We start from the raw sequence: 25779 nt of genomic DNA, 5'->3' as shown, positions 1-25779 counted from the left end.
AAGCTTTATGAAAGATTACCCAGAAGATTATGATGTATTTGAAGCAGCTTTAGAAATACCTGAACCATGGTATGTTTTTCATCATGAATTAGCCAAAGAGGAAAAAACACTTCACATTTATCTTGAGTACAGAAAAGGCGCTGAATTTTCATGTCCTAATTGCGGATCACCGGGATGCAAGGTTCATGATATTCAGGATCAAGACCGTACATGGAGACATCTTGACTTTTGGCAATATCAAACCATACTTCATGCAAGAATGCCTAGGGTTAAATGTGAATCATGTGGAAAAATACTTACTGTTATCATTGATTGGGCACGCCCAGGAGCCGGATTTTCAATACTTTTCGAATTTCATGTGTTGTCGTTGATGGTTGAAATGCCAGTTGCCGCAGTTGCCCGTAAAGTTGGTGAACATGATACCCGTCTTTGGAGAGTCTTTAAACACTACGTTGATAAAGCGGTTGAAAACATTGATATTTCCAATGTAAAAAGTGTAGCTATGGACGAAACCTCGCGTACAAAAGGCCACAAATACGTGACATTATTTGTAGATACGGACACCAAACGGGTCATTTTTGTCACGACTGGAAAAGGAGCAGATGTCTTACAGGAATTCTGCCAATTCCTTGATAGGAAAGGTGTTCCACGTTCTCAAATTAAAGATTTCTGTTGTGACATGTCTCCATCGTTTATCTCAGGTATTGAAGAGCATTTCCCTGAAGCACCGATTACATTTGACAAATTTCATGTGATGAAAATGGTCAATGAAGCATTGGACAACGTACGAAGGCAAGAACAGGCCACTCAGCCGGAACTAAAGAATTCACGGTATGTATGGCTTAAAAACCAAGAAAATCTTACCGAAAAGCAACAGAAAACATATGCCAAACTTAAGGACATGGATCTAGCAACAGGTCGTGCATATCGTATGAAATTGTCATTGCAGAAAATGTTTACTAAATCAGCAGGCATCTCTGAATTATACTTTGATGAGTGGTATAACTGGGCAATCCGATCTCAACTGGAACCGATGATTAAGTTAGCACAGTCGCTAAAAAAGCATAAAGACGGTATTTTGAGATGGTTTAAAACCAAATTGACCAATGGTCTGCTTGAAGGAATAAACAGTTTGGTTCAAGCTGCCAAAAGAAAAGCCCGTGGATACCGTTCTCCAGATAATTTTATTGCCATGATTTATGCAACAGTTAATAAACTGGACTTGGTCAAGGAGTCGTAAAAAATAACCAATAAGCAAAAAAGAATGCGTTACAGTTTGGAGCCATACCTCGCTCGCAACCGAACACATTCCCTTGTCCATGAATAAGTATGTCCACATTTTGGGTGATTATTCAAGTTACAGGTGGTGAATACTGAGCGAGCAATTGAACACATTCCCTTGTCCGGTTTTTGGTTTTCCTCTTGCCATTAACGGAGCATTGAATGCTGGCAGTGCCCAAAAAATGATAGAAAAGACTAGATCCTATTATGTTGTTTTTTCAATACTAAATAGCGAAGAGCCTCAATTTCTTTTCATAAAGCCGCCAAAATAGCGGATTGCTATATAAATGATTTCATTTATTTTTTTGAAATTAATCAAATTCCTTGGAATCTAGGCAAGGAAGATGGTCATGAGGAATATCTGAAAAGTATTGGTGATTTGGTATTCACAATGGATTTTATATATGAGTAGGATGCTGCTTACTGAAACATTGCTGCAATTTTGCCAATATCTAATGGATTTCATCCAAAAGTAGCTAATACTTATGATTCATTTCCAACTGCATTGTAGTACCATTTATTTGTCTTCAATTTCTTTTGAGGGCAAGTATTTTTTATGCTATAGGTAATTTTAAACATAATTTTAATGGGTAATATTCTAATTTAGAAGCTCCTTGGCAAGTCATAGAGGAAGAGTGTATTAAGCCAATTTTTCTTTAGTTAACATAACATATATTCTAGGAACCAATTAAGGATGATTAAAATCTGTATCATTAAATAAGTATACTTTAGATAGTGAGACGGAGAAAATGAAGTTGATTGAATAGCCCACAAAGTTGAGTATTCATCTTGGTCTTCATTCTATTTTGTACAACAAGCTCAATCTGTTGATTCCCATTTTTTATATTGAAGTTTACATAATATTATTTATTATGAATATATTTCTCGATACCACAATAAAACGCACTGAGATTGTTCGACTGTTCTCAATGCGTTTTTAATTTTTACGATTACCCCCTGTTTGCTTGGTGGCATCCCTTGTTTATGAAACAGTTTGCTGTGTTGTCATATAAAGATAATCACGTGGTCTTCCGTAATATAAAATTTGATTATATTGTGAGAATTCTGATTCAAACTGAATATATATAGGTGCATCCAACAGCCACGGAAAACTGGTAAAAAGACTTTGATCCCCATAAATCATGGCTTTCAAGGCTAAATCGAGCTCTTTTTTAAAAATCAAATAGCGAACCTTTGCGTACTTTTCATCAAATTCTCCACCGCTGACATGTACCTGCCCCCATAAAACAAATTCCCCCATCTGCCTCTTCCATTCTGCAAAGACCTCATCACGATCCTTTTGATTAATGTTTTTATAATCAAAATTCTTGCCAATTGCTAAAAACAATCCCCCTGAAACATCTGAATGGATGAAAGTGTATTTTCTGCCCTCTACCGGGCGAAAGGCAGTAGCAGGTGCCTGCAGCTCAACCGTTAATTTTGAAGGAATAAAAATACTCATCGCAAATCTTCCCTCCCATCAAGCAATCATCTTGCTACTAGTAGTATATGATTAGCCAAAAAAGGGGTGACAGCAGCCTATTTTTTCAAAAAAGATGGTTTTCTTTAACTGTCACCTGCCATTCCCGTTAGAATATTGTAAAAAGAAAACGGATGCAATCCGACTGCATCCGTTTTCCAAATTTTATTGATTTACCGTATCATCCGCTTCAACTACAGCCTGCCATAAGGCAACGACTTTTCCGCTTTCCGTTTCATCAAGGATAAACGAACCATTTGAATAACGGTCACTAAATTTCAAATCATTTACTAGAACTGTTTCGATCTTCCCTTTTTCTGTTTGCACCGAAATTTCCGCTGACTCAGTTGAAACCGCAAAGCCCATCACACGATGCGGATTTGCCTTCAACTCCCGTAAAATGACTACCCCTCGCTTTGCCCGAGAAGCTTTATCGAATTCTGTTAATTTCATCTTTTTAACAGCGCCGCGCTGAGTAGCAATAACGATCGACTGCTTGTTATGAGCTTCAATGAGTTTTCCGCCAATAACGTAATCGTCATCTTTAAGATTGATGCCTTTTACACCTGCTGCCCTTGCTCCTACAAGACTGATTTCGTCTTCATCAAACCATAATGCATAACCATAATGGGTAACCATAAATAAGTCGTTTGTTCCATTTGTGAGATGAACATCTATCACTTGATCATCATCTTTGAGATTGATCCCAACAAGCGGTTTGGAATATCTTTGTGCTTTGTATTGTTTTAATTCCGTTTTCTTGACCATGCCGTTTCGCGTTACAAAAAGTAAATAAGCCTTTTGTTCAAAGTCTTTAACGGAGATTGCCTGAATAATCTCTTCATCGCGCTCAATCGGAATAAGGTTGGCAATATGCTGGCCAAGATCTTTCCAACGAATATCCGGGAGTTCGTGAACCGGACAGAATAAATAATTGCCTTTGTTTGTAAACAACAGCAGCACATCTTTTGTGTTCAATTCGAACTGTGCCAGTAGGCGATCAGTGTCTTTCATGGCGAAATCCTGCCCATTGGATGCCGCAAAGGAACGCAGACTAGTCCGCTTGACATAGCCTTCCTTCGTGACGGTCACAATCACATCTTCGCTTGGAACCATCACTTCAAGGTTGATTTTTAATTCTTCAATCTCCGCTTCAATTTTCGAGCGGCGGGCATCCTCAAAGCGCTTTTTCACATCTTTTAACTCTTTCTTAATAACAGAGAATAACTTTCTTTCACTTTCCAAAATGGCAGTCAATTCATCGATTTTTTTCGCCAGCTCCTCGGCTTCCATTCGCAATGCGGTTATATCCGTATTGGTTAACCGATAAAGCTGCAAGGAAACAATGGCCTCTGCCTGGGGTTCGGTAAAACGGTACTGGGCAATTAAATTGTCCTTTGCATCGCGTTTGTCTTTAGAAGCGCGAATCGTTGCGATTACTTCATCGAGAATCGACAAAGCTTTCATTAAGCCTTCTACGATATGCTGCCGTTCTTTTGCTTTAGTCAGTTCAAATTCCGATCTTCGGGTGACAACTTCCTTTTGATGTTCAATGTACGCATCAAGCAGTTCTCTGAGCCCCATTAATTTCGGACGTCTATTATGGATCGCCACCATATTAAAATTATAAGGAACTTGCAGATCGGTATTTTTGTATAAATAAGCAAGAACACCTTCAGCATCTGCTTCTTTTTTTAATTCAATGACGATGCGAAGACCTGTTCGATCTGTTTCATCGCGAATCTCGGAAATGCCTTCCACCTTTCGATCAAGGCGCAATTCGTCCATTTTTTTGACAAGATTTGCTTTATTCACTTCAAACGGTATTTCCGTAATAACAATTTGCTGTCTACCCCCGCGGAGATCTTCAATTTCCGCTTTGCCGCGAATAATAATCTTCCCTTTACCGGTTTCGTAAGCTTTTTTAATCCCGTCAATGCCTTGAATAATGCCGCCCGTTGGGAAATCTGGCCCTTTTATAACAGCCATCAACTCATCGACGCTGGCATTCGGATGATCCATCTTCATTATCACACCATCGATGACTTCACCAAGATGGTGCGGCGGAATTTCGGTTGCATAGCCGGCAGAAATTCCGGTGGAGCCATTTACAAGCAAATTTGGAAACATTGCCGGCAAAACCGTCGGCTCTTTTGATGTATCATCAAAATTCGGTATAAATTCAACAGTCTGTTTTTCAATGTCGCGCAGCAATTCCGCTGCAATTGCTGACAGCCTCGCTTCAGTATACCGCATCGCTGCCGGCGGATCACCGTCAACACTGCCGTTATTGCCGTGCATTTCGACCAAAACATTGCGAACCTTCCACTCTTGGCTCATTCTGACCATCGCTTCATAAACAGAGGAGTCACCGTGCGGGTGGTAATTACCGATGACATTACCGACTGTTTTCGCCGATTTACGGAAGCCTTTATCATGGGTGTTCCCTTCTACATGCATGGCAAAAAGGATTCTTCTTTGTACAGGCTTTAAGCCATCGCGCGCATCTGGTAACGCACGTTCTTGAATAATATACTTGCTATATCTGCCAAAACGGTCACCAAGGACATCTTCAAGAGGCAGATCACGAAACTTTTCTACTGTGCTCATTTCTCAATTGCCTCCTCGGGAACCGTCAGATTTTCGTTTTCGAGAATGGTATCCTCTTCTTCCAAACCAAAAGCAACATGGGATTCAATCCATTTTCTTCGCGGCTCGACTTTATCGCCCATAAGTGTCGTTACGCGTCTTTCAGCTCTCGCAATATCGTCTATTTTAACACGAATCAACGTTCGTGTTTCCGGATCCATCGTAGTTTCCCACAACTGATCGGCATTCATTTCGCCAAGACCTTTATACCGCTGGATGATGTAGCCTCTTCCGACTTTTTTGATCGCACCTTTCAGTTCGTCATCGCTCCAAGCATATTCAATGATTTCTTTTTTCCCTGTCCCTTTGCTGACTTTATAAAGTGGCGGAAGAGCAATAAAGACTTTACCCGCTTCAACAAGGGGCTTCATATAGCGATAAAAGAAAGTGAGCAGAAGGACTTGGATATGGGCGCCGTCGGTGTCGGCATCGGTCATAATAATCACTTTATCATAGTTGACATCTTGTATATTGAAATCAGCTCCTACCCCTGCCCCAATCGCGTGGATAATTGTGTTGATTTCTTCGTTTTTAAAAATATCTTCAAGTTTTGCTTTTTCTGTATTAATAACTTTTCCTCTTAACGGAAGAACTGCTTGAAAGCGGCGGTCACGCCCTTGCTTAGCCGAACCTCCTGCAGAGTCGCCCTCAACCAAATAGAGCTCATTTTTTTGAGGATTTCGCGATTGAGCGGGCGTGAGTTTACCAGATAAAACCGTTTCGGCACGTTTTCGCTTTTTGCCGCTGCGGGCATCTTCCCGTGCTTTTCGCGCCGCTTCGCGAGCTTGGTAAGCTTTGATTGCTTTTTTGATGAGCAAAGAACTAATATCGGGGTTTTCCTCTAAAAAGTAGGACAAATGTTCTGAGACGACTGAATCGACAGCAGATCTTGCTTCACTGGTGCCCAGCTTCCCTTTAGTCTGACCCTCAAACTGCAACAGTTCCTCCGGAATACGTACGGAAATGATCGCTGCCAAACCCTCACGGATATCTGTACCTTCCAGGTTTTTGTCTTTTTCCTTCAGCAATGAGACTTTCCTGGCATAATCGTTGAATACGCGAGTCATGGCGGTCCTCGCTCCGACTTCATGGGTTCCGCCGTCTTTCGTCCGAACATTGTTTACAAAGGAAAGGATATTTTCCGAATAGCCATCATTAAATTGAAATGCAAATTCGACTTCAATTCCATTTTGCGTTCCTTCAAAACTGACAACAGGGTGCAATACATCTTTTTCCTCATTCAAGTATTCAACAAATGCTTCGACACCATTTTCATAATAAAACATTTCGTGAACATCATTGCGATCATCAATGATTTCAATCTTCAATCCTTTTAAAAGGAAAGCAGATTCTCTTAACCTTTCGCACAATGTTTCAAAGTTGAAAGTGGTTGTGGAGAATATAGTGGGATCAGGTTTAAAATGAATCGTTGTCCCGCTTTGATTGGTTTTACCGATTTTCTCCAAAGTTGTTGCCGGCTTTCCGCCATTTTCGAAGCGCTGCTCATATACAAAGCCATCACGTTTGATTGTTACAACTAGCCATTCGGACAAGGCATTAACGACAGAAGCACCAACACCATGCAGACCGCCGCTTGTTTTGTAGCCGCCCTGGCCAAATTTCCCACCTGCGTGCAAAACGGTGAGGATTACTTCCGGTGTTGGTTTACCGAGCTTGTGCATTCCGGTCGGCATCCCCCGTCCTTTATCCATGACACTGATGGAATTATCTTTATGAATTTTAACGATAATTTGGTCGCCAAAGCCTGCAAGCGCTTCATCGACAGAATTATCGACAATTTCGTAAACAAGATGATGCAGGCCGCGTGAATCGGTAGAACCAATGTACATTCCCGGCCGTTTCCGAACCGCTTCGAGCCCTTCCAGCACCTGGATCGCATCATCGTTATAATCAAATACTTGCTGATTTCTTGCCACTAAAATACCCCTTTCATACCTTTCAAAAAGAAAAACATTCAATTTGCTATCTTCTAGTCAGTTATTGATTCGATTTTAACACGGAAGAATCCTTTTTTTGATAAAAATTAGAACGAATGTTCCACTGTTTTATTTTACCACAATCCATTGCGGCGTCTATGCTTTATTTTAGCGTTTAATTTTGATTTGGCAAATGCATTTTAGAGAAACAACAAGTTTTAGACATAAAAGGATTTGCAGAAAAAAGAAAAACGAGGTCGGATTTGACCTCATTTTCATCACAAACAGAACGTTTATGTAACTGCCATTTAGAAGTATATTCGCTCTAAGGAAAACTGAATCGGTTAGTTCATTAAAGCATGTTCGACTTTTATGCAGCGATTCATGATGACTGTATATCCTTTTTCTTTTAACAAGGCATATGCTCCCTCGTTCGCCAGGCCAAGCTGCGCCCAAAAAACATCTGCGTCAATCTCTAAGAATTCCTTTGCAATCTCCGGTAGGTGTTCGGAACGGCGAAATACATCCACTATATCAACGTGACCCTCGATTGCTTTTAAAGAAGGAACTGCTTTTACACCCAGCACCTCTTGAATTGCAGGGTTTACGGGGATGATTTCATACCCTGCTCTTTGCAATGCTTCTGCAACTTCATATGAATCCCTTTCTGGTTTATCGCTTAAACCAACAACCGCAATTCGCTTTGCTTTTTTTAAAATCGCACCGATTTCCTCTTTGGAAGGGTTTTCAATTTTCATGTTAAACGCTCCTTTATTTCCATTTTTTAACCTATCTCTATTTATCATTGTACTAGAAAACATAATATTTTGTCTATTTAAGTTTTGAATAGATAATAGTGGTTGGTTGTAAATGAGTGGTGGCGTTTTTGCAAATCCATGTTAAAATAAATTAACTGAATCAATGAATTGAGGGTGAAATGGTTAATGGTCGCACTAATTGCAGTAGTGATCCTTGCTTATTTGCTTGGGTCGATTCCGTCCGGCCTCATTGTCGGCAAACTTTTTTATAAAACGGATATTCGCCAACATGGCAGCGGGAATTTGGGCGGAACCAATACGTTTCGAACTCTTGGGGTAAAAGCAGGAATGACGGTAACGCTTGCAGATATTTTAAAAGGGACGCTTGCAGCATCGCTCCCTGTTTTGTTGCACGCGAATATTAGTCCGCTGCTTGCGGGGGTTTTTGCCGTGATCGGCCATATGTATCCTCTTTTTGCCGGATTCCGTGGTGGCAAAGCGGTTGCTACTTCAGGAGGGGTACTGCTTTTTTATACCCCGATATTGTTTTTATTTGTATTGCTTACTTTTTTTGTCAGCTTGTATTTAACAAAATATGTTTCATTATCGTCTATGCTTGCAGGAATCGCAGCAATTGTTTATTCATTTGCCTCAGGCGTGATCCGCGGATGGGATATCCCCCTAATTATTGTCGTTCTTTTGCTAACCTCGTTCGTTTTTTATCGGCATCGTGCCAATATTAAGCGGATAATCAACAAAACTGAACCAAAAATTAAATGGCTTTAGAAGAACGCATTTCCGTTCTTCTAAAGCTTTTTTCATAGAGCAACAGGACTAAATTAAAATTGGGATAAAGCAACTTGAAATTTTTGGGATGGAGGAGAAGGCCTTAGATGATTTTTCTTAGTTTCTCGACTTCTTATTTATCTTTTTTGTAAATGGAACCTAAAAAAGGGCATACTTATCCCGTCATCAGTTTTCGCACTTACAATAACTGGTAGTTACGTTATTAAAAATTTCTATGCGGATAGTTTTGTCCACCCTCGATAGAGCTGTCCAGTTTCTTGAACGGACATATAAGCCAAGACGTGTGAGGTTATGATGCATCGATCTACATGGGCCTCTACTGCTACACGTCCCCGTTTGTGGACTCTACGTAAGCTAAGTCCTTCTTTGGCTTGTGCGTTAACTCGCTCGATGGCCGTTCTTTCCGAAAATTTTGTTTTAAATGATTGAAGATGTTGCGGAAATTCCGGATCTATTTGCGGCGTTTGCGATTGTTGAATCCGAATTGTTCTGCCTGTTTGGGCTCCGCTACAACATTGAATATGGCAGGCTTCCGAACAAGTGAGCCCTTCTTGTTTATACTTTGGATCAAATACGGGACATGTCCAAACGTATTGCTTTTTTGTTTCATCCAGCCCTTTCAATTTTAACTTATGTCCACTAATACAATGTGGAACACCATACTTATCGAGTTTTGCCATTCCACGGGCATCCAGTTCTTGATCCTTGATTTTTCGTGGATTAATCGGAGCCAATAGTTTGGTCTGAAGAATGTTTTTTGCATATTGTTGATTATCTTTACTTTGATAGATTCCATCTGCGCTTACGTATTGCACGTTTTCCAGAAATTTTTCAGGAAGATCTTGCTTTACCTTTTCCAAAGTCGGTTCGAGAGTTATGGCATCACTTTCTCCACCTTTAAAAACACATCTAGATAATGGGAGTTCCGATTTAACACCGCATACAAGCGCTACTTTATGGGCTATGTAAGAAACAGTATTGCTTTTTCTCATAAGTCCAACATTGTCATCCGTAGGGATTTTCGGACAATCGCATGGTTCAGAATGGCCACATTTGCGAACTGCATTTAAAGTGGCTTCGGCTTCGACATGTGTAGTATCGACGGCCAATTGTTCTTCTTTCTCTATAATTCCTTGTTGGATGTTGAAATTCACCATAAGCTGACGAGCCTTTTCCCATAATCCGTTTTCGATCATAATCTGATCAAAACGTTCAAAGGTCCTAAGGCACGGAGTGCTGGTAAAACCGCAAACCATTCGAAAATCAGAGTTCCCCACCACTTGGAAATGAACACTTGTGACCATGACTTCCACATAAAGAAGTGGGGCTAAGAGAAACGATTTTAACAGTACATAAAAGTCAATTCCCTCTCGTCCTCTAGACGATTTTTTTGGCTTCGCACTCACGTCCCTTGGCAAATGTGGAAATAATTCGACTTGAGATTCATCAGAATTCCTTTGATTCCTCTTGTCCCAATTTCGCTGAAACCTTGCATTAATGTACTCTTGTTCAATGGGAGCGAAAACCTCTTCCCAAGGGAAATCAAGCGCCAATTTTACATAAGGAAGGTGGCGCAAAGAGGAGAAGTTGTCTTGCGCAAATGAAAATGAGGGTTGAAGGTAGATTACATTTGAATATGATTTTGGTATAATAGAATCAGTCATAATGAATTCCTTTCGTAATGGTTGTGTTGGTACTTCTATTTTACCAATGGAGATTCATTATGGCTTTTCTTTTTGTCTAAATAGGCAAAGTTTCTATCTTCCATTAAACCCCTGTAAAAAATTAGGGTAAAAAAATTATAAAACGACCGAATTTGGTCCCTATTTCGTCTAAAGTGAGATTTGACAACTCGAAAGGCATTCGTTCCACGCAGTGACCGTGGAAACACTTTTTCAATTAATAATCAAATAAAGTCAATACTATCAAGGGTTCAGGATTTTTGTCCTGTGGCTCATATGTATAACCAGTTTAAAGGCTTTATCCAGCTGAGATTAATTTAAGCACAGTTATTGTTGCTATTTTGCCATTTTGCTATGATAGAGCTATAAAAAATTTAACTTTTTACGAAATTTGTAGAAATTTCTTTCTTTCCCCCGCATATAAATAGAACTGCGGATAGTATTAGACTTACTAGATTCATAAGACCGGCGATCGGTGTGTTTTTAAAAAACTTTACATATTAAGCGGCTTGACTGTCAGATTGTAAAAAAGGATGATCTCAAAGATGAATTTTGATCAGATTTTCGTGAACAATGTCCCTTTTCCTTACTTTATTTTAGATCAGCAACTAAAGGTGCTGAAGAAGTCCCAAGTAGCAGAGCGAAATTTTGTCGAGGCGGATAGCTTTGTAGAATTAATTGATTGTCAATATCAGCAAAATACCACTTCATTTTTAAAAAATAATACCAATCTGGAATTTATCGAAATTCCGATGAATGGAAAAACGCAAAAACAGTTTTACCAAATTTATAAATCCACTGATGAAGGTTTAAACCTTCATGTATTTTGTGTTCCAATCAAAACGGAACTTTCAAATATGAAAGAAATGATCAGCCGGGTTGAACGGAAATTATTTCGTTTTAATCAAGACTTAAGTGAAAAAAGGGATTATTTAGAGAAAACGGTGGAAGAAATGAAAGATGCCGCAAAGGCGGTTGATCATCATCATAATGTTGAAAAATTGGCGGCAGGTATCGCCCATGAGATCCGCAATCCACTGACCACTGTAAAAGGTTTTTTGCAACTGTTACGTCCATACCTCAAGGAATTGGGAAAGGAACAATACGCTGAAGTGGCTCTTGAAGAAATCAATCGGGCAAACGATATTATTTTTGAATTTTTAAATGCAGCCAAACCACAGACAGATGAAAGCCAAGAAGTTTCATTAAATAAAATTGTTCATGACATCGTCATTCTTTACGAGAGTGAAGCCATACTTCGAAACATTGAAATCCATTCGTCATTTTCTTCGTTCGATGTTTCGGCTCCGAATTTCTCCCAAACAGTTAAAACAAGTTTTAATTAATATTTTAAAAAATGCAATGGAAGCCATCGACGAAAGTTTCAGCCACTCCCGGATGATTACGATTTCAACAGAAGTAAATGCAGAAAATGCGATCATTCGCATCAGTGATAGCGGCTGTGGAATGTCAAACGATGTACTTAAAAACTTGTTTATTCCCTTTTATTCAACAAAAGAAAAAGGAACAGGGATTGGGCTTAGTATGTGCAAAAAAATTATTGAGGAAAACGGCGGCTCCATTTATGTTGAAAGTATGATCCAGAAAGGAACGACATTTACGATTATGTTTCCGCTTCAAACCTTTGCGCACCAAGTCAAATCGCTTAGTGAAAGGAACTTGTGATTCTTATTGGAATTCAAAAAGAAAGATTGAAATCCAGTGCGTTAAAGAAATGGATGGAACCAATTGTGGTAAACTATATAGGGTCAATTTTATTTCTTTATGAGTAAAGTGGACATATCGCAGCAAGATTGATGAAAGGGGTATTCATTTGAACATTCAAATTCAGAGTAAAGCAGTTGTTTGGTATAAAAAAGAACTTAATTTAGCAGAAGGAGAATTTGTTCGCTTTTTTGCACGTTACGGCGGCACAAGCACCATTCAAAGCGGCTTCTCCTTGGGAATCTCCACAGAGGAACCGGTAGACATTGGCGCGCTAACTGAGCAAGATGGTATTTCTTTTTACATAGAGGAAAAAGATTTATGGTATTTTGACGGACATGATCTATCCATTGAGTGGAACGAGGATCGGAATGAACCCATTTTTCACTTTCCTAAAGCTAAAGCTAAAGAGTAAAATTTTTCGATAAAATTGGGGGCATTTGCAAAAAAATCAGCTGGAATGGATTCTACTCTATTAAAAACACGCACAACAGTCTAATGAGTGCGTGTTTTTAAGTTAAGGGTCTCGAAAAGTCCTTCTTTCTGTAAAATTGCCGCCTGACGTTCTCCAATCAGATCAAAATGGGAGTAACCATCTGCCCGTTGGTGGATCCACTCCGGTTTTAACCCATGGCCTCTTCCCCATTCTGCCAGTTTTTCAAGGTTGCTGCAGCCAACTTTTGTAACCGTGTTCGCATACGGAAACCGGTCATCAAGCCAATAATGGGTCAAAAAAGCAATCTCGCCCCTATCAATTCTTTTTTTCCACTCAACAAGATCTTTTCGCTTAATGCCAAATGCCAATTGCCTCACCCCTCTTGGCTGTTTTTCTTCACTTTTTCATAGGCCGCGTGCCAGGTTGGATGAATTCGCCGAAAAGCAACAGGACGAAAGCTATCTTTTTTGACGCAAACATGTTCTGTAAAGCCAGTTACGGCAAGTTCACCTTCAGCTGTTATGATTTCATAACCATATTTAACGCGGAAACCATCATAGGCCTCCACCCATGTCTTAACAGTAGCAGTTTCACCATAACGAACAGGTTTTTTATAAGATACGTGTATATCGATTACCGGTGAAAGAATCCCGTCCTTTTCCAGTTCTGCATAATTAAATCCAAGTTCTTCAATGAAGGCTGTTCTCCCCAATTCCATCCAAATTAAATAATTAGCATGATAAACAACCCCCATTTGGTCTGTTTCCGCGTAACGAACTGGAATTTCAGTGGTCGCAACTAACATACATTCTCCTCTTTTCCTATTTTTATAAATGCTCGATTAACATCCTCTTCTTCCAAGTATACAGCTCTTTCTACCAAATCAGTCGCCTGTGTTCCATTCATGAGCCGCATTGCTTGGGATTGAATCATTTCATCTGCCAGATTGGTTGCAAACCGCCCGTTTCCACGATCCTTCCTTTCAAGCAATGATTGATATAACAGCTTTCTTGCTTGTTCTGTTAACATGTATTGATACTGATGGATGTACTTTTCAATGATTGCAACCAATTCATCACAAGTATAATCGGGAAAATGGAAAAATTTCTTGAATCTTGAATGCAAGCCGGGATTGCTGTTTAGCAATCGTTCCATTTCATGAGGATAGCCGGCGAGAATGACAACTAAATTTTCATTGTGTTTCGTCATCTCATCGACAAGAGTATCAATAACCTCTTTGCCGAAATCGCCGCTTGTTTGTCCTAATAAAGAATAGGCCTCATCAATAAACAAGACACCGCCTAAAGCTTCCCGAATCTTTTTTTTCGTTTTTCCGGCTGTTTGTCCAACATACCCGGCCACAAAATCTGCCCTGCTTGTAACAATTAGATGGCCACGCTTTAAAATTCCAGATTCTTGTAATAATTCGGCATAAATTTTTGCCACCGTTGTTTTTCCTGTTCCTGGATTCCCGGTAAAAACAGAATGAAGTTGAATAGGAACGACAGGAAGTCCCTTACTTCTTCGAAACTGCTGCATTTTTACAAACGAAACAAGGGATAGGATTTCTTCTTTCAATGAATCGAGGCCTACTAGCTGGTTCAATTCATCCTCCGGCGACACCGTTTTGTTTGCCAATTCGGTGGTAAAATTCTCTTTGTCCAGCACGGTTAACTGCAAAACATCTGTGGTATCGCTTTTACTTTCTGATCCTTTTTTAAAAATTGCTTCGAGAACGAGATTTTTAGCCGTTCTGGCATTGCCAAAAGTATCGTCAACCCGTTCGCGCTCTAAGCGATGGACAAGTTCCTTTTTGGCATCCTCTGTAAGAATGTAGTCATTTTCAGCCGCTATTTTCCCGGCGATTTCAATTAGTTCGGCATTTGAATAATCTTGCAGTTGAATGAAATTTGATTGAGGAAAACGGCTTCGCAACCCTGGATTCGCGTTTAAAAAAAGCCGCATTTCTTCTGGATAGCCTGCCAGTATAACAGCAAAACGGCCGCTATATTCACTGCTTGTCATCAACGAAACAAGGGTATCAATGGCTGTTTGGCCATAATCGTTTCCTGATTGGCCTTCGCGTTTTAAGCTGTATGCCTCATCAATAAACAACACACCGCCTATGGCCCGCTCGACAATGGATCGGACGTTTTCCTCTGTTTGACCGACAAACGCACCTACTAACTGTGAGCGATCAGCCTCGATAACGTCTTCGCGCGGCAATACACCCAGTTCATGGTAGATTTTTGCTAATAGGCGGGCCAATGTGGTTTTACCTGTGCCCGGGTTGCCGGTTAAAACCATGTTCAGGCTAAGCTCGTCCTTTACTTGGAATCCAAGCTCTTTTCGCTGTTTCTGATAGTTTAAAAACCGGTAAAAATCATTTACACGTTTTTTTACGAAATCCATTCCAACCATTTCGTTCAGTTGATCCAACGCTTTTTTTTCTGAAGGTTCATCTGCTCCCTCTTCAGTGAAAAGATTTTGCCACTGGTTTTTTAACACATTTAAGTGCTCAAGGTGATTTTTTATGTCTTGGAAATACTGAGTGTTATAAAATACGCCGGATATCGATTGTTCATAAGCTTCTGTTGTGCTTAACAATTCGCTTGCTTCCTGAACAGCGTCTGAAACGAGCTGATACAATTTATCATAGATCCGTGAAATGACGGGGTCATCCCATTCAGCAACTTCTGTCAATTTTTTCTTGTATGCTATCAAATGATCCTCAGATTCCTCCAGAAATAAACGGCAAATTTGAATGTATTCCTCGGCAATTTTCTTTTTGGCTGTTCGATTATCCGATTCTCTAATTGGCGGAAAACTAAGCAGATTAAAAAGATTTTTTTCCTTTTTCCATTCGTATTGCGTTAAAAACCTTAGTGCCTTCAGGTTGTTCGGATCCAATTCAAAAGCTTTTTCCATCCAGGCAACAGTCAGAGAATCTAATTTGCCGTTTCCAATTCTTGATAATGCTGCAATTGTTAGCAGCTTTGCTTGCTTCTTAGGATCATGTTTTACACCGCTTAAATATGTAAACAAACTACTTTCATCTTTGATTTTTCCATTATTGGCTAGTTCTTCTTTCCAATGTTCCAGCCGCTGATCCATTTCATTTGGTGTTTGTCTTTGTTGGTTCACCGTTCATCACTTCTTCATCAAAATTTCCCCTTCTATCTTACCATAGAAGCATACAAATGATGAAATAGTTCATTCAAAAGACCAGCCTTCCATTCTTTTTAGGAAAACTGGTCTTTACCTCGATTATTCGTATTGATTGTTCGCGTTTGCTTCGTCTTTTACTTCTGATCGCATCGCGTTAATGCTTTCCAGGCGGCGCTCATTTTTAGCCTCAATTTGCTGACGCTGTTCGCTGCTGTCAGTAAACTGCATCGATTCTTCAGCTTCTTCGATATTTTCAATCGTATTGTGGATCATTTCTTGAAGTTTTTCAACATTATCACTTCGATCATCCGGATTTGGCTTATGGCGATTTTCCATCAAAAATCCCTTCTTTCTTCGGTAATTGGTACAAAAATAGTTTGTAACCGACCCGGCAAAAATATCACAGAAAAAAGTGGTTTTTCAAGAATGAGCAAGCAAAAACTTGTAGCATAAGAAAAAGACCCACTGCAAAAGCAGTAAGTCTTTTTTCCTGGCTATTCTCCTTTAGTCTGGATGACTTGGGCATGTTTACCAGATGTATCTTGCATTTTTTTCCCATTGTTTCCGCTAAATCCTCTTGGTTGTGTGCCAATATGGCTTGGTACAAAATGTTTGGAATCTCTTTTTGGATTGCTCATTCCCATCCCTCCTCTTTCTGTATTTTGTGCAAAAAAAGGCGGGACATGAATGGTAAACAATGTGATTATTCCGCTTTGCCTAATCGTTTTTCTTCCAAGCGCTGCTCAATCTTTTCCATTGCGGCACGATCCTTCAAAAGTTGTAGTTTATTTTCGGATACCAATTCTGCAAACGAGCGTTTTCTAGGTTTTCTCATCTGAATATCACCTTCCTTACTACCTATTCTAACAGCTATTATGCCCGATAGCGCTTGCAATTATTACAACTTTTTGAAAATTAACAGTGTTTCTATATTCTAAATGTAAAAAACATTGTCTTATTAAAAATAGTCATTGAATCAACTAGTACCTCTACAAATTTCCCTATTCAATTTCATTCAAATTCACTCCTATTGCTTTTTTTTATAAAAACAGGCTGATTCTCATACATCAGCCTGGTGGAAGTTCTAGCGCCAGCCTTTGTTAAAAAGAGCTTTTAGCGCCATATATAAAATGACAAAGGAAAAGATGATAATGGCGAGAACGCCAACGATTTGGAAAAATGGCTGTAAATCCGGAACAAATGACACTGCTGGCAGCTTGAGCAAAGAAAACCCGGCAAAAATGGCTGCAAGAAATAAGAAAACAAGTGAATTCATTTTCTATCCCTCCTTTGGGAATAGTATATGTAACCAATCCACCATACGCATAGGGAAAACGACCAGAAAGTTCAAAAAATCGCCATGTTCCATAGGAACATGGCGCCAGATACTATTTATTAGGCTTTTAGCTTTTCACGAAGAACCATTGGCAGGATGCCGCCATGGCGGTAGTAGTCGATTTCCACTTCAGAATCGAAACGAACAAGCACTTCAAATTCCTTTTTGTTACCATTTTCGTCGATAGCCGTTACTTGAATGAAATCACGCGGTTTAACGGATTCGTCAACCTGAACATCAATGAGTTCTTTTCCAGTTAATCCAAGTGTTTCAGCATTTTCTCCCTCTTTAAATTGAAGCGGGAGTACGCCCATTAGGACGAGATTTGAACGGTGAATTCTTTCAAAGCTTTCCGCAATAACGGTTTTAATTCCTAAAAGGTTCGTACCTTTTGCAGCCCAGTCACGGGATGATCCCATGCCGTAATCTTTTCCGGCAAGAACGGCAAGACCTGTACCGTTTTCTTTGTATTTCATGCAAGCATCATAAATCGAAGTGACTTCACCTGTAGGCCAATAAGTAGTAAAGCCGCCTTCTGTTCCAGGTGCAATTTGGTTGCGAATGCGAATATTCGCAAATGTTCCGCGCATCATTACTTCGTGGTTGCCACGACGCGAGCCATAGGAGTTAAAGTCGCGAGGTTCAACACCTTTTTCAAGTAGATACTTACCAGCAGGTGTATTTTTGCCAATTGCTCCAGCCGGTGAAATATGATCAGTCGTAACTGAGTCGCCAAACTTGCCGACGACACGCAAGCCTGTTAATGGCTTCACTTCATCGGGATCAGGTTGCAGCCCTTCAAAGAACGGCGGATTTTGAATATAAGTCGATTCAGGATCCCATGTATACAACGGCTCATTGCTCGTTTTAATCTCATTCCAACGCTCATTGTCACTGAAGACATTTTCGTACTCTTTTCGGAATAACTCCGGTGTAACTGTATTTTTCACGACATCGTTTACTTCCGCAGTTGACGGCCAGAGGTCATTGAAAAAGACGTCATTGCCATCTTTATCTTTGCCGATAGGTTCCGTTGCAAAATCAATGTTCACAGTACCTGCAAGTGCGTATGCAACAACAAGCGGCGGTGAAGCTAAATAGTTCGCTTTTACAAGCGGATGAATTCGCCCTTCAAAGTTCCGATTACCAGAAAGAACAGAAGTAACAAGCAAATCATTTTCAGCAATTGTTTTTTCAATTTCTTCTTTTAATGGACCGGAGTTTCCGATACAAGTCGTACAGCCATATCCGACGAGGTTAAAGCCAATTTGCTCAAGATATGGTAAAAGGCCGGAATCACGAAGGTAGCCTGTAACTACTTTTGATCCTGGAGCTAAAGACGTTTTCACATATTTCGGAACTTCCATTCCAAGTTCAACCGCTTTTTTCGCTACCAGACCGGCGCCGACAAGAACATAAGGATTGGAGGTATTTGTACAGCTTGTAATCGCAGCAATCGCAACGGCTCCTGTTTTCATTACCGTTTGGTCGCCGTTATGGAAGGACACTGTTGCTTCCTTGTCAAGCTCATCAGCCTTTAAGCCAAATCCTTGGTTGCCTTGTGGTGCAGAAATGGCCTCATTGAATGCATGCTTCATTTTTGAAAGCGGAATTAAATCTTGAGGACGTTTTGGCCCCGAAAGATTTGCTTCAATGGCGGCAAGGTTGATTTCAACAACATCTGTATATACAGGTTCTTCATTCGGATTGAAGAACAAACCGTTTTCTTTGCAGTATTGTTCCACTATTTGAATATGATCTTCATGGCGCCCTGTTAAGCGCAAATAAGCAAGGGATTCTTCATCAATTGGGAAAAATCCACAAGTTGCCCCGTATTCAGGTGCCATATTGGCAATTGTAGCTCGATCAGCAAGCGGCAGAACCGAAACGCCCGGTCCGAAAAATTCGACAAACTTGCCAACAACCCCTTTGCTGCGAAGAACTTGCGTTACTTTCAGAGCAAGGTCGGTTGCAGTCGTTCCATTTGGCAGCTCTCCAACCAATTTAACACCGACTACTTCAGGAACAGGGAAATAGGAAGGCTGACCAAGCATTCCTGCTTCTGCTTCAATTCCGCCAACACCCCAGCCAAGGACACCGAGACCATTGATCATCGTCGTATGGGAATCTGTTCCCACAAGCGTATCAGGATAGGCTTCAAATTCTCCATCCTCATTTTCAGAAACATGGACAACATCCGCTAAATATTCCAAGTTTACTTGGTGGACAATACCCGTTGCCGGCGGTACGGCACGGTAATTATTGAACGCTTTTTGTGCCCAGCTTAAGAATTGATAACGTTCAGCATTGCGTTGGAACTCAAGATCCATATTTGCTTTTAATGAATCAGGTGTTCCGTAAAGATCAACCTGGACAGAGTGGTCAATGACGAGGTCAACTGTTTTCTCCGGATTGATTTTGTCAGGATCTCCACCCATATCAGCCATCGCTTTACGAAGTGATGCAAGATCCACAACTGCTGGTACACCAGTGAAATCCTGGAGAATGACCCGGGATGGCTTAAAAGGCACGTCCACCTCTTTTAATTGGCCAGTTCCCCATTTTGCCAAATTTTCAACATGCTCTTTTGTAATAACCCGACCATCATATTGTCGTAATACCGATTCAAGTAAAACTTTCACAGAATAAGGAAGTTTGGATACCTTTCCGATTCCAGAATCTTCCAATGCACCTAAACGATAGTAGTGATAGCGTTTGCCGTTCTTTTCAAAAAAAGTGCGCGCCTTAAAAACATCGTTATTTGCCATTCAAAAAACCCCCTTCAATCGTCATAATAAAACAAATAAATCCAAAAGTCGAAAAGTTTGAATTTTCCCATCCATCCCTACTTTTCTCACAATTCTAATCTTAATACACTATTCGAGATAAGTAAATAACAAGAAAGTTATTGCATTCGATAAGTATTTCTTATTAATTTATGAAATAATCACGCGTGAACGGGATAAACGATGGTTATGGCGTCTCATGTCAATCGAAAGCAGACAACTTAAATCGCCTTTTTATTATGGTAAAAAAACAATCTGTCTTTTTTAGAGGATTTAGGAAATAGTAAAATAGTAGGAGGTGATTGAGTTTGCAGCGAAAAAAATCAAATCATGTCATCCCGGGAATGAATGCTGCCAAAGGACAAGGCCAAGGTGCCGGATTTAATGAAGAAATCGCGAATGAACCATTAACCGCGAAAGAAAAACTAAACAATAAAACGCGTAAGAAAAACCAGTAAAAAGCGGGAATTTCCCCGCTTTTTACTGGTATAGATTGACTTCGTCAACCATTTTTTGCAAATCTTGCTGATACCGTTTAAGCTGAACCTTCTCATGTTCAGAGGCTACTTCTAATGCATTTTCAATTTGCTGGTACGCCTCGTTTACTTCCTCTTTTAAATGTTTTAACTGGTGACCATAACTGGCGCTATCCCGAACGATTTCATAGTAAAGCTCTTGGGCATCCTCTACACCTTGTTGTGCAGCTTGGAATGCTTGCTGTTTATTTTTATGGTATGGCATTTGCTTCACTCCTCCAGAAAAAGTAGGTATATGGTTAAAATGTGCAAAATGATAAATAATATACCGTATAAAAACAATTGCTGAAAGCATCCTAACGGTAAGGAGGGATGAAGATGAACAAAAATGATAGTAAAGATATGCGCCGAAATGCACCAAAAGGCAATCAATCAGGACAACCGCAGCCGCTCAGCGGATCACATAAAGTAAAAAATCGCCAGCATACAAGGGCAAAACACAATTCCCATCATGATATGTAGCCAAAACACCCTCCAAAGAGAGGGTGTTTTGGCTGATGTTAAAGCTGCTTTAATGTAGTTAGCAGGATTTCTTCTTCCTGTTCAGATACTGTCCGCAGATCGAGGATTAACTCCTCTTTTTGAATTCGAGCAACAATTGCGGGTTTTAATTCGACACGCATTTTTTTTGAAAGCTGTTCTGCTGAAAATTGTTTATGGCGGAGGGCGATTAGAACAGATGGTAATTCGACTTCAGGCATGGTACCGCCGCCAATTTGGCTCGTTCCGGGAATGACTCTTACATGAAAGCTACTAGTTGTCTCAACAAATCTTGCTGCAAAATTTTTTGCACGCTTCTCAAGCTGATTTAGAGGCTTTAGGATATCGCGAACAACCGGAATTGTTTCCAAGCCCTTTTCCCCTTTAGCATAATCAATTAAAGTACCTTCTAAAGCTGCAAGCGTCATTTTATCAACACGGACAACCCTTGCCAACTGATGTTTTTTTAACCGGTCAATCAGCTCCTTTTTGCCTGCAATTATGCCTGCCTGCGGACCTCCTAATAGCTTGTCTCCGCTAAATGTAACAAGATCTGCGCCCATTTCAATAATTTCTCTCACAACAGGCTCCTCGCCAATCCCATGCGTGCGGAAATCGTATAATGCCCCACTTCCAAGATCTTCATAAAAAATAATCGGGTCTCGTTTCTTCTTTAAAGAAATCAACTTTCGGGTATCAACTGTTTCCGTAAAGCCAATTACTCTAAAATTGCTTGTATGTACTTTCATAATCATCGCTGTTTCGTCACTTAACGCCTGCTCATAATCTTTAAGATGGGTTTTATTCGTTGTGCCGACCTCAACAAGTTTTGCCCCGCTTTCTTCCATAATCGAAGAAATGCGAAATGAGCCGCCGATTTCAACAAGCTGCCCCCTGGAGACAATCACTTCTTTACCTTGCGCAAATGCTCGTAAGACAATATATACTGCCGCAGCATTATTATTTACGATCATCGCTGCTTCTGCACCCGTCAAATGCTCAATCAAGGATTCAACATGGCTGTGCCTCGAACCGCGTTTTCCTTCTTCAAGCCTGTACTCCAAATTTGAATAATTTTGTGCAGTCTCAATTACATGGGCAATTGCATGGTCGCTAAGCCTGGCTCTTCCCAAATTCGTATGCAATATGGTGCCAGTTGCGTTGATTACCCTTTCAAGCGTATAAGAAAATTGAGTTCCGATTTTGTTTGCCAACAGTTGAAAAAGTTCAGCTGTAAATGAATCTGTTCCGGGAACAGCTCCTTTCCACTCCCCGGCTAAAATGGAGCAGCGAATCTGTTCGACAACTTCCTTAAGCTGGTTAGATAATTCATTAAAATCCAAATTGCTCTTATCCATGAGCGCAAAAAACTGTTCATGCGTCTGCAATTCATGAACAGGCGGAATGGAACGCAGCCATTGTTTCAAAGTTAAAAACTCCTTCATGTTAATGTCAATGCACATTATACCATTTTCACCAAAGCTCTGCTTATTGAATACGATGAATCATAGCAAGGAGGGAAACAACATGTCCAACAAAGAAGACGACCAGTCTTATGATCTTCAGCAAATGGAAAAATGGCTTGAAAACTACTTTCTCGATCCATTAACAACCTACCTTGATCAAATGCAGTTTCGAATTGATTTATACGAAACCGATAAAAATTGGATCGTGGAAGCTCTTTTAAGCCAATTTGAAGCTAGCGAAATTACGGTATTTGCAGACAATGAAAAGCTGATCATCAAAGCTCAAAAAGCCCTCCATCTTCCTAAAAATCCGGCAGAAGTGCGCGAACGGATCATTGATTTCCCCTTCCCCATTGTAAATCAGAAAATAGCGGCTTCCTTTCACTCGGGAATTCTTGAAATTACGATTTCAAAAGAAGAAAAATGCTCTGGAAAAAATCGATTTATCACTTTACCCTAATATGGGGATTATTTTTCGCAAAAAGTTAACATAATAATATTATTGTATATTGATAAATTCATGAAGAGATCGGACAACCATTCGTGCGAAAAAAAGGGAAATGGTATACTATATCAATGGAGGTGAACAACATGAGTGATCAAGAAAAAATTCGCCTGACGTCTTTCTCATCAAAAGCTGGTTGAGGCTGCAAAATTGGTCCTGAAGACCTGACGCAAGTTTTGCGTCTTTTACCAAAACAAGAGCCCGTTCCCGAACTGTTGGTTGGAAATGAAACGGCTGATGACGCAGGTGTTTACAAAATCTCGGATACAATTGCATTGATCCAAACAGTGGATTATTTTACTCCGATTGTCGATGATCCCTATATGTTTGGCCAAATAGCTGCCGCGAATGCCCTAAGCGATGTGTACGCAATGGGAGGCGAACCAAAAACAGTTTTAAATATTGTTGGCTATCCAATAAAAAAACTTGGTGTTGAGACCCTTGCAGAAATTTTAAAGGGAGCTTCCGATAAAGTTAGCGAAGCAGGAGCTATTACTGTTGGCGGACACTCAATTGATGATCAAGAACCGAAATTTGGTCTCGCTGTTACGGGGATTGTTCATCCAGAAAAGTTTTGGAAAAATGTTGGTGCAAAACCCGGTGATGCACTTGTTTTAACAAAACCAATCGGTGTCGGTATGATGACGACCGGGATTAAGCGAGGGGCTGTTTCTCCAGCACAAGAACAGCTCGTCACTGAAACGATGGCGCAATTGAACAAAACAGCGGCTCAAATTTTGAGCAAATACCATCCCCATGCTGTTACAGATGTGACTGGATTTGGTTTATTAGGCCATAGCAGTGAAATGGCACGCGGCAGTGATGTCAGTTTTTCATTATCATTATCCAGCATTCCTGTCCTTCGTGGTTCATTTGAACTGGCCAAAAATGGCGTGGTTCCAGGTGGTACAAAATCCAATCACAAATGGCTGTTTGAAGATGTTGAATACGATGAACTCTCGGAAGAAGAACAGCTAGTCCTTTGTGACGCCGTTACCTCGGGCGGCTTGCTTGTTTCAATGAACGAAAACGACGCAGTTCAATATGTCGCAGAGCTCCATGATTGCGGCATTCATCATGCAGCGAAAATCGGTCATGTCACCGAACGAAAAGACAAGCTCCTATATGTAAAAAAATAACAGCGAAGTAGAAACTTCGCTGTTATTTTATAAAATGTTGACCCATTTCCAGTAGGTAAATGAAAATACGATCAACAGTCCATATCCAAGGATCGTAAGCAGTAAACCTGTTTTGATAAAATCTTTTGTTTCAAAAGTTCCTGTTCCATAGGCAAGCATATTTTGCGGGGCGTTAACAGGCAGAATGAAGCCAAATCCGATGGCAAATTGGGTAATAAGGACAATTCCCATCCCATGTATCGTACCGGGATCCTTCATTCCCTCCACAAAAGCAATTGCCACAGGAATCAATGTGGCAGCAAGGCTTGTGGCACTGGCAAAGCCAAGATGAAGCAGGATGGCAAAAGCGGCCAGGATTGCAACAATGACGAGAATTGGCAAGGATCGTATATCCGTTGTTTGAAAAGCGATTTTTGCCAGCCATGCTGCTCCATTTGTTTTTAATAAAACGGTCCCCAATGAAATCCCCGCTGCAAAAAGAATAATCGTTCCCCATGGAATAAGCTTTTCGACGTTAGACCAACTTAAAACGCCAATACCTGGCGCTAAAAGAAGCGAAACGAGAATGATGACAATGGTCGTGCTATCAAACGGATGCAGGCTGCCTTCTGTCGCCCATAAGACAAGGGCGAAAAAAGCGATAAAAAATAAGCGAATTTGGGCAAAGGGCATTCTTCCGAGTTCTTGCAACTGCTTTTTCACAACATCCTTTCCAGAAGCAATCACTTTCGTTTCTTGCGGCACGAGAAACAGCAAGACTAAATACAAGAGAATCGTCATCACCAACGACCAGGGTGCAGCCGCCAAGAACCATTGCAGCCAGGAGACAGAATAAGGAAAAGCCTTTTCAATAAAATTTAGACCTACCATGTTTTGCGGCGTTGCTGTTTTAATCCCGATGCTCCAGATTGTTGCTGTATGCGCAGTTGCTAATAACAGTAAAGCAGACAAACGGCTATTTTTCGGCAGTCCGAAAGCTGTTACCATTCCTAAAATAATCGGAATCATTGCACCAACTCGTGCTGTTGGACTTGGAATAAAGAATGCTAAAAAGATTCCAACTAAAATCACTCCAACTAAAATGCCCTTGACAGTTGATCCGACTTTCGAAAGAACAATGAGGGCAACCCGTTTATCCAGCCCAGTTTCCTGCATTGCAGCAGATAAAAAAAGGGCTCCCGCGATCAGAGCAGTGGCCGCACTGCTAAAACCAGATAAAGCCCACTCCAGTGCCGTTTTGCTGCCGATCAGTCCCCCTCCGCCAGACAATGAAGGGCTTAGTCCAAGCAATACGGTCAAAAGAGCGATAATAAAAGCAGCGCTGACAGGATATGTGACCGCTTCTGTTACCCAGATTAAAACAGCGAAGGCAAGAATCCCGAGCGCCCTTTGACCGGCAACAGGTAGTCCATGAAATGGCGGAAGCAAAAAGCCGATTGTCACCATTACAATAATCGCAAATACTAGTGCCGTCCATTTGGTTTTTTTGGATTTTGGACTTTTTTTGTCCATCAGTCATTCATCCTCCTAAAACAATGCTTGTCTATATAGTTTAGTTTTCAGAAATAAAATTAATGTTGAATGTGCCATAAGAAAATGAATCTTTTG

Annotated in this window: 25 protein-coding genes; 9 read left to right on the top strand and 16 right to left on the bottom strand. The window is 40.5% G+C overall.

Features of this window, described 5'->3' with window-relative positions; all coding sequences use genetic code 11:
• Positions 1 to 7 precede the first annotated feature (7 nt).
• Positions 8 to 1240, top strand: a complete 1233-nt coding sequence (locus tag ACQYAD_RS12065; RefSeq protein WP_430238457.1) for an ISL3 family transposase — start codon at positions 8 to 10, stop codon at positions 1238 to 1240.
• Between the two features lie 1023 nt (positions 1241 to 2263).
• Here the strand turns inward: ACQYAD_RS12065 and ACQYAD_RS12060 are convergent.
• The 4 genes from ACQYAD_RS12060 to ACQYAD_RS12045 form a co-directional block, all read right to left on the bottom strand.
• Positions 2264 to 2743 carry a staygreen family protein gene (locus ACQYAD_RS12060; protein WP_430238455.1) on the bottom strand — a complete coding sequence of 160 codons (480 nt, stop codon included), beginning with the start codon at positions 2741 to 2743 and terminating at the stop codon, positions 2264 to 2266.
• Positions 2744 to 2926: 183 nt separating this feature from the next.
• Positions 2927 to 5371 (bottom strand): DNA topoisomerase IV subunit A, encoded by a 2445-nt coding sequence (gene parC / locus ACQYAD_RS12055; protein WP_430238453.1) that lies wholly within the window; start codon positions 5369 to 5371, stop codon positions 2927 to 2929.
• The gene (gene parE / locus ACQYAD_RS12050) at positions 5368 to 7347 is read right to left on the bottom strand and encodes a DNA topoisomerase IV subunit B (RefSeq protein ID WP_430238451.1); all 1980 of its coding nucleotides are present in this window, start codon (positions 7345 to 7347) and stop codon (positions 5368 to 5370) included. The genes parC and parE overlap by 4 nt, the downstream gene beginning before the upstream one ends.
• A gap of 344 nt (positions 7348 to 7691) precedes the next feature.
• Positions 7692 to 8105: a CoA-binding protein gene (locus ACQYAD_RS12045; protein WP_430238449.1), complete on the bottom strand. Its 414-nt coding sequence runs from the start codon at positions 8103 to 8105 to the stop codon at positions 7692 to 7694.
• Positions 8106 to 8291: 186 nt separating this feature from the next.
• Between ACQYAD_RS12045 and plsY the strand changes: the two genes are divergently transcribed.
• On the top strand, positions 8292 to 8891 hold the full coding sequence (gene plsY, locus ACQYAD_RS12040; protein ID WP_430238447.1) for a glycerol-3-phosphate 1-O-acyltransferase PlsY: 600 nt from the start codon (positions 8292 to 8294) through the stop codon (positions 8889 to 8891).
• A gap of 233 nt (positions 8892 to 9124) precedes the next feature.
• Here the strand turns inward: plsY and ACQYAD_RS12035 are convergent, their stop codons facing one another.
• Entirely contained in the window at positions 9125 to 10576 is a 1452-nt protein-coding gene (locus ACQYAD_RS12035; RefSeq protein ID WP_430235218.1) for a transposase, read from the bottom strand.
• Positions 10577 to 11139: 563 nt separating this feature from the next.
• On the opposite strand from ACQYAD_RS12035, the gene ACQYAD_RS12030 reads away from it, so the two are divergent.
• The 3 genes from ACQYAD_RS12030 (at position 11140) to ACQYAD_RS12020 (ending at position 12734) form a co-directional block, all read left to right on the top strand.
• The gene (locus ACQYAD_RS12030; protein WP_430238445.1) at positions 11140 to 11940 is read left to right on the top strand and encodes a histidine kinase dimerization/phospho-acceptor domain-containing protein; all 801 of its coding nucleotides are present in this window, start codon (positions 11140 to 11142) and stop codon (positions 11938 to 11940) included.
• 16 nt (positions 11941 to 11956) lie between these two features.
• On the top strand, positions 11957 to 12280 hold the full coding sequence (locus ACQYAD_RS12025) for an ATP-binding protein (protein ID WP_430238443.1): 324 nt from the start codon (positions 11957 to 11959) through the stop codon (positions 12278 to 12280).
• Between the two features lie 148 nt (positions 12281 to 12428).
• Entirely contained in the window at positions 12429 to 12734 is a 306-nt protein-coding gene (locus tag ACQYAD_RS12020; RefSeq protein ID WP_430238441.1) for a HesB/YadR/YfhF family protein, read from the top strand.
• Between the two features lie 80 nt (positions 12735 to 12814).
• On the opposite strand, the gene ACQYAD_RS12015 is transcribed toward ACQYAD_RS12020, so the two are convergent.
• The 8 genes from ACQYAD_RS12015 to acnA form a co-directional block, all read right to left on the bottom strand.
• A complete protein-coding gene (locus tag ACQYAD_RS12015; RefSeq protein WP_430238439.1) occupies positions 12815 to 13123 on the bottom strand; it encodes a hypothetical protein in 309 nt (102 codons plus the stop codon).
• Between the two features lie 5 nt (positions 13124 to 13128).
• A complete protein-coding gene (locus tag ACQYAD_RS12010; protein WP_430238437.1) occupies positions 13129 to 13560 on the bottom strand; it encodes an acyl-CoA thioesterase in 432 nt (143 codons plus the stop codon).
• Complete coding sequence (locus ACQYAD_RS12005; RefSeq protein WP_430238435.1) at positions 13554 to 15899, bottom strand: AAA family ATPase; 2346 nt, start codon at positions 15897 to 15899, stop codon at positions 13554 to 13556. Before ACQYAD_RS12005 ends, ACQYAD_RS12010 begins: the two co-directional genes overlap by 7 nt.
• A gap of 123 nt (positions 15900 to 16022) precedes the next feature.
• A complete protein-coding gene (gene tlp, locus ACQYAD_RS12000) occupies positions 16023 to 16259 on the bottom strand; it encodes a small acid-soluble spore protein Tlp (RefSeq protein ID WP_430238434.1) in 237 nt (78 codons plus the stop codon).
• A gap of 158 nt (positions 16260 to 16417) precedes the next feature.
• On the bottom strand, positions 16418 to 16561 hold the full coding sequence (locus ACQYAD_RS11995; RefSeq protein WP_430238433.1) for an acid-soluble spore protein N: 144 nt from the start codon (positions 16559 to 16561) through the stop codon (positions 16418 to 16420).
• 65 nt (positions 16562 to 16626) lie between these two features.
• Positions 16627 to 16758, bottom strand: coding sequence for an FbpB family small basic protein (locus tag ACQYAD_RS11990; protein ID WP_430238432.1), 132 nt, complete (start codon positions 16756 to 16758; stop codon positions 16627 to 16629).
• Between the two features lie 249 nt (positions 16759 to 17007).
• Positions 17008 to 17199, bottom strand: coding sequence for a hypothetical protein (locus tag ACQYAD_RS11985; RefSeq protein ID WP_430238431.1), 192 nt, complete (start codon positions 17197 to 17199; stop codon positions 17008 to 17010).
• Positions 17200 to 17318: 119 nt separating this feature from the next.
• Positions 17319 to 20027, bottom strand: coding sequence for an aconitate hydratase AcnA (gene acnA / locus ACQYAD_RS11980; RefSeq protein ID WP_430238429.1), 2709 nt, complete (start codon positions 20025 to 20027; stop codon positions 17319 to 17321).
• A gap of 326 nt (positions 20028 to 20353) precedes the next feature.
• Between acnA and sspO the strand changes: the two genes are divergently transcribed.
• The gene (gene sspO, locus ACQYAD_RS11975) at positions 20354 to 20503 is read left to right on the top strand and encodes a small acid-soluble spore protein O (protein ID WP_430238427.1); all 150 of its coding nucleotides are present in this window, start codon (positions 20354 to 20356) and stop codon (positions 20501 to 20503) included.
• A 22-nt stretch (positions 20504 to 20525) separates the two neighbouring features.
• On the opposite strand, the gene ACQYAD_RS11970 is transcribed toward sspO, so the two are convergent.
• Positions 20526 to 20786, bottom strand: a complete 261-nt coding sequence (locus ACQYAD_RS11970; RefSeq protein ID WP_430238426.1) for a hypothetical protein — start codon at positions 20784 to 20786, stop codon at positions 20526 to 20528.
• Positions 20787 to 20899: 113 nt separating this feature from the next.
• Between ACQYAD_RS11970 and ACQYAD_RS11965 the strand changes: the two genes are divergently transcribed.
• Entirely contained in the window at positions 20900 to 21043 is a 144-nt protein-coding gene (locus ACQYAD_RS11965; RefSeq protein ID WP_430238425.1) for a small acid-soluble spore protein P, read from the top strand.
• Between the two features lie 38 nt (positions 21044 to 21081).
• Here ACQYAD_RS11965 and selA read toward each other — a convergent pair whose 3' ends face one another.
• Positions 21082 to 22488, bottom strand: a complete 1407-nt coding sequence (selA, locus tag ACQYAD_RS11960) for an L-seryl-tRNA(Sec) selenium transferase (protein WP_430238424.1) — start codon at positions 22486 to 22488, stop codon at positions 21082 to 21084.
• Positions 22489 to 22588: 100 nt separating this feature from the next.
• Between selA and ACQYAD_RS11955 the strand changes: the two genes are divergently transcribed.
• The gene (locus ACQYAD_RS11955) at positions 22589 to 22987 is read left to right on the top strand and encodes an Hsp20/alpha crystallin family protein (protein WP_430238423.1); all 399 of its coding nucleotides are present in this window, start codon (positions 22589 to 22591) and stop codon (positions 22985 to 22987) included.
• Between the two features lie 131 nt (positions 22988 to 23118).
• Positions 23119 to 24171 (top strand): selenide, water dikinase SelD, encoded by a 1053-nt coding sequence (selD, locus tag ACQYAD_RS11950; protein WP_430238422.1) that lies wholly within the window; start codon positions 23119 to 23121, stop codon positions 24169 to 24171.
• Positions 24172 to 24198: 27 nt separating this feature from the next.
• Here selD and ACQYAD_RS11945 read toward each other — a convergent pair whose 3' ends face one another.
• The gene (locus tag ACQYAD_RS11945) at positions 24199 to 25683 is read right to left on the bottom strand and encodes an SLC13 family permease (protein ID WP_430238421.1); all 1485 of its coding nucleotides are present in this window, start codon (positions 25681 to 25683) and stop codon (positions 24199 to 24201) included.
• Positions 25684 to 25779: the final 96 nt, after the last annotated feature.

The sequence above is a fragment of the Neobacillus sp. SM06 genome, assembly GCF_050496765.1.
In the GTDB taxonomy this organism is placed as follows: Bacteria; Bacillota; Bacilli; order Bacillales; family Cytobacillaceae; genus JAEVLT01.
The sequence above is the reverse complement of the archived record's forward strand: the minus strand, read 5'-3'. Positions and strand labels throughout refer to the sequence as shown.

Coding starts and splice junctions, on each gene's coding strand:
- ACQYAD_RS12065 (WP_430238457.1), top strand. CDS start 8: ATGAAAGATTACCCAGAAGATTATGATGTATTTGAAGCAGCTTTAGAA.
- ACQYAD_RS12060 (WP_430238455.1), bottom strand. CDS start 2,743: ATGAGTATTTTTATTCCTTCAAAATTAACGGTTGAGCTGCAGGCACCT.
- parC (WP_430238453.1), bottom strand. CDS start 5,371: ATGAGCACAGTAGAAAAGTTTCGTGATCTGCCTCTTGAAGATGTCCTT.
- ACQYAD_RS12045 (WP_430238449.1), bottom strand. CDS start 8,105: ATGAAAATTGAAAACCCTTCCAAAGAGGAAATCGGTGCGATTTTAAAA.
- plsY (WP_430238447.1), top strand. CDS start 8,292: ATGGTCGCACTAATTGCAGTAGTGATCCTTGCTTATTTGCTTGGGTCG.
- ACQYAD_RS12035 (WP_430235218.1), bottom strand. CDS start 10,576: ATGACTGATTCTATTATACCAAAATCATATTCAAATGTAATCTACCTT.
- ACQYAD_RS12030 (WP_430238445.1), top strand. CDS start 11,140: ATGAATTTTGATCAGATTTTCGTGAACAATGTCCCTTTTCCTTACTTT.
- ACQYAD_RS12025 (WP_430238443.1), top strand. CDS start 11,957: ATGGAAGCCATCGACGAAAGTTTCAGCCACTCCCGGATGATTACGATT.
- ACQYAD_RS12010 (WP_430238437.1), bottom strand. CDS start 13,560: ATGTTAGTTGCGACCACTGAAATTCCAGTTCGTTACGCGGAAACAGAC.
- tlp (WP_430238434.1), bottom strand. CDS start 16,259: ATGGAAAATCGCCATAAGCCAAATCCGGATGATCGAAGTGATAATGTT.
- ACQYAD_RS11995 (WP_430238433.1), bottom strand. CDS start 16,561: ATGAGCAATCCAAAAAGAGATTCCAAACATTTTGTACCAAGCCATATT.
- ACQYAD_RS11990 (WP_430238432.1), bottom strand. CDS start 16,758: ATGAGAAAACCTAGAAAACGCTCGTTTGCAGAATTGGTATCCGAAAAT.
- ACQYAD_RS11985 (WP_430238431.1), bottom strand. CDS start 17,199: ATGAATTCACTTGTTTTCTTATTTCTTGCAGCCATTTTTGCCGGGTTT.
- acnA (WP_430238429.1), bottom strand. CDS start 20,027: ATGGCAAATAACGATGTTTTTAAGGCGCGCACTTTTTTTGAAAAGAAC.
- ACQYAD_RS11970 (WP_430238426.1), bottom strand. CDS start 20,786: ATGCCATACCATAAAAATAAACAGCAAGCATTCCAAGCTGCACAACAA.
- ACQYAD_RS11965 (WP_430238425.1), top strand. CDS start 20,900: ATGAACAAAAATGATAGTAAAGATATGCGCCGAAATGCACCAAAAGGC.
- ACQYAD_RS11955 (WP_430238423.1), top strand. CDS start 22,589: ATGTCCAACAAAGAAGACGACCAGTCTTATGATCTTCAGCAAATGGAA.
- ACQYAD_RS11945 (WP_430238421.1), bottom strand. CDS start 25,683: ATGGACAAAAAAAGTCCAAAATCCAAAAAAACCAAATGGACGGCACTA.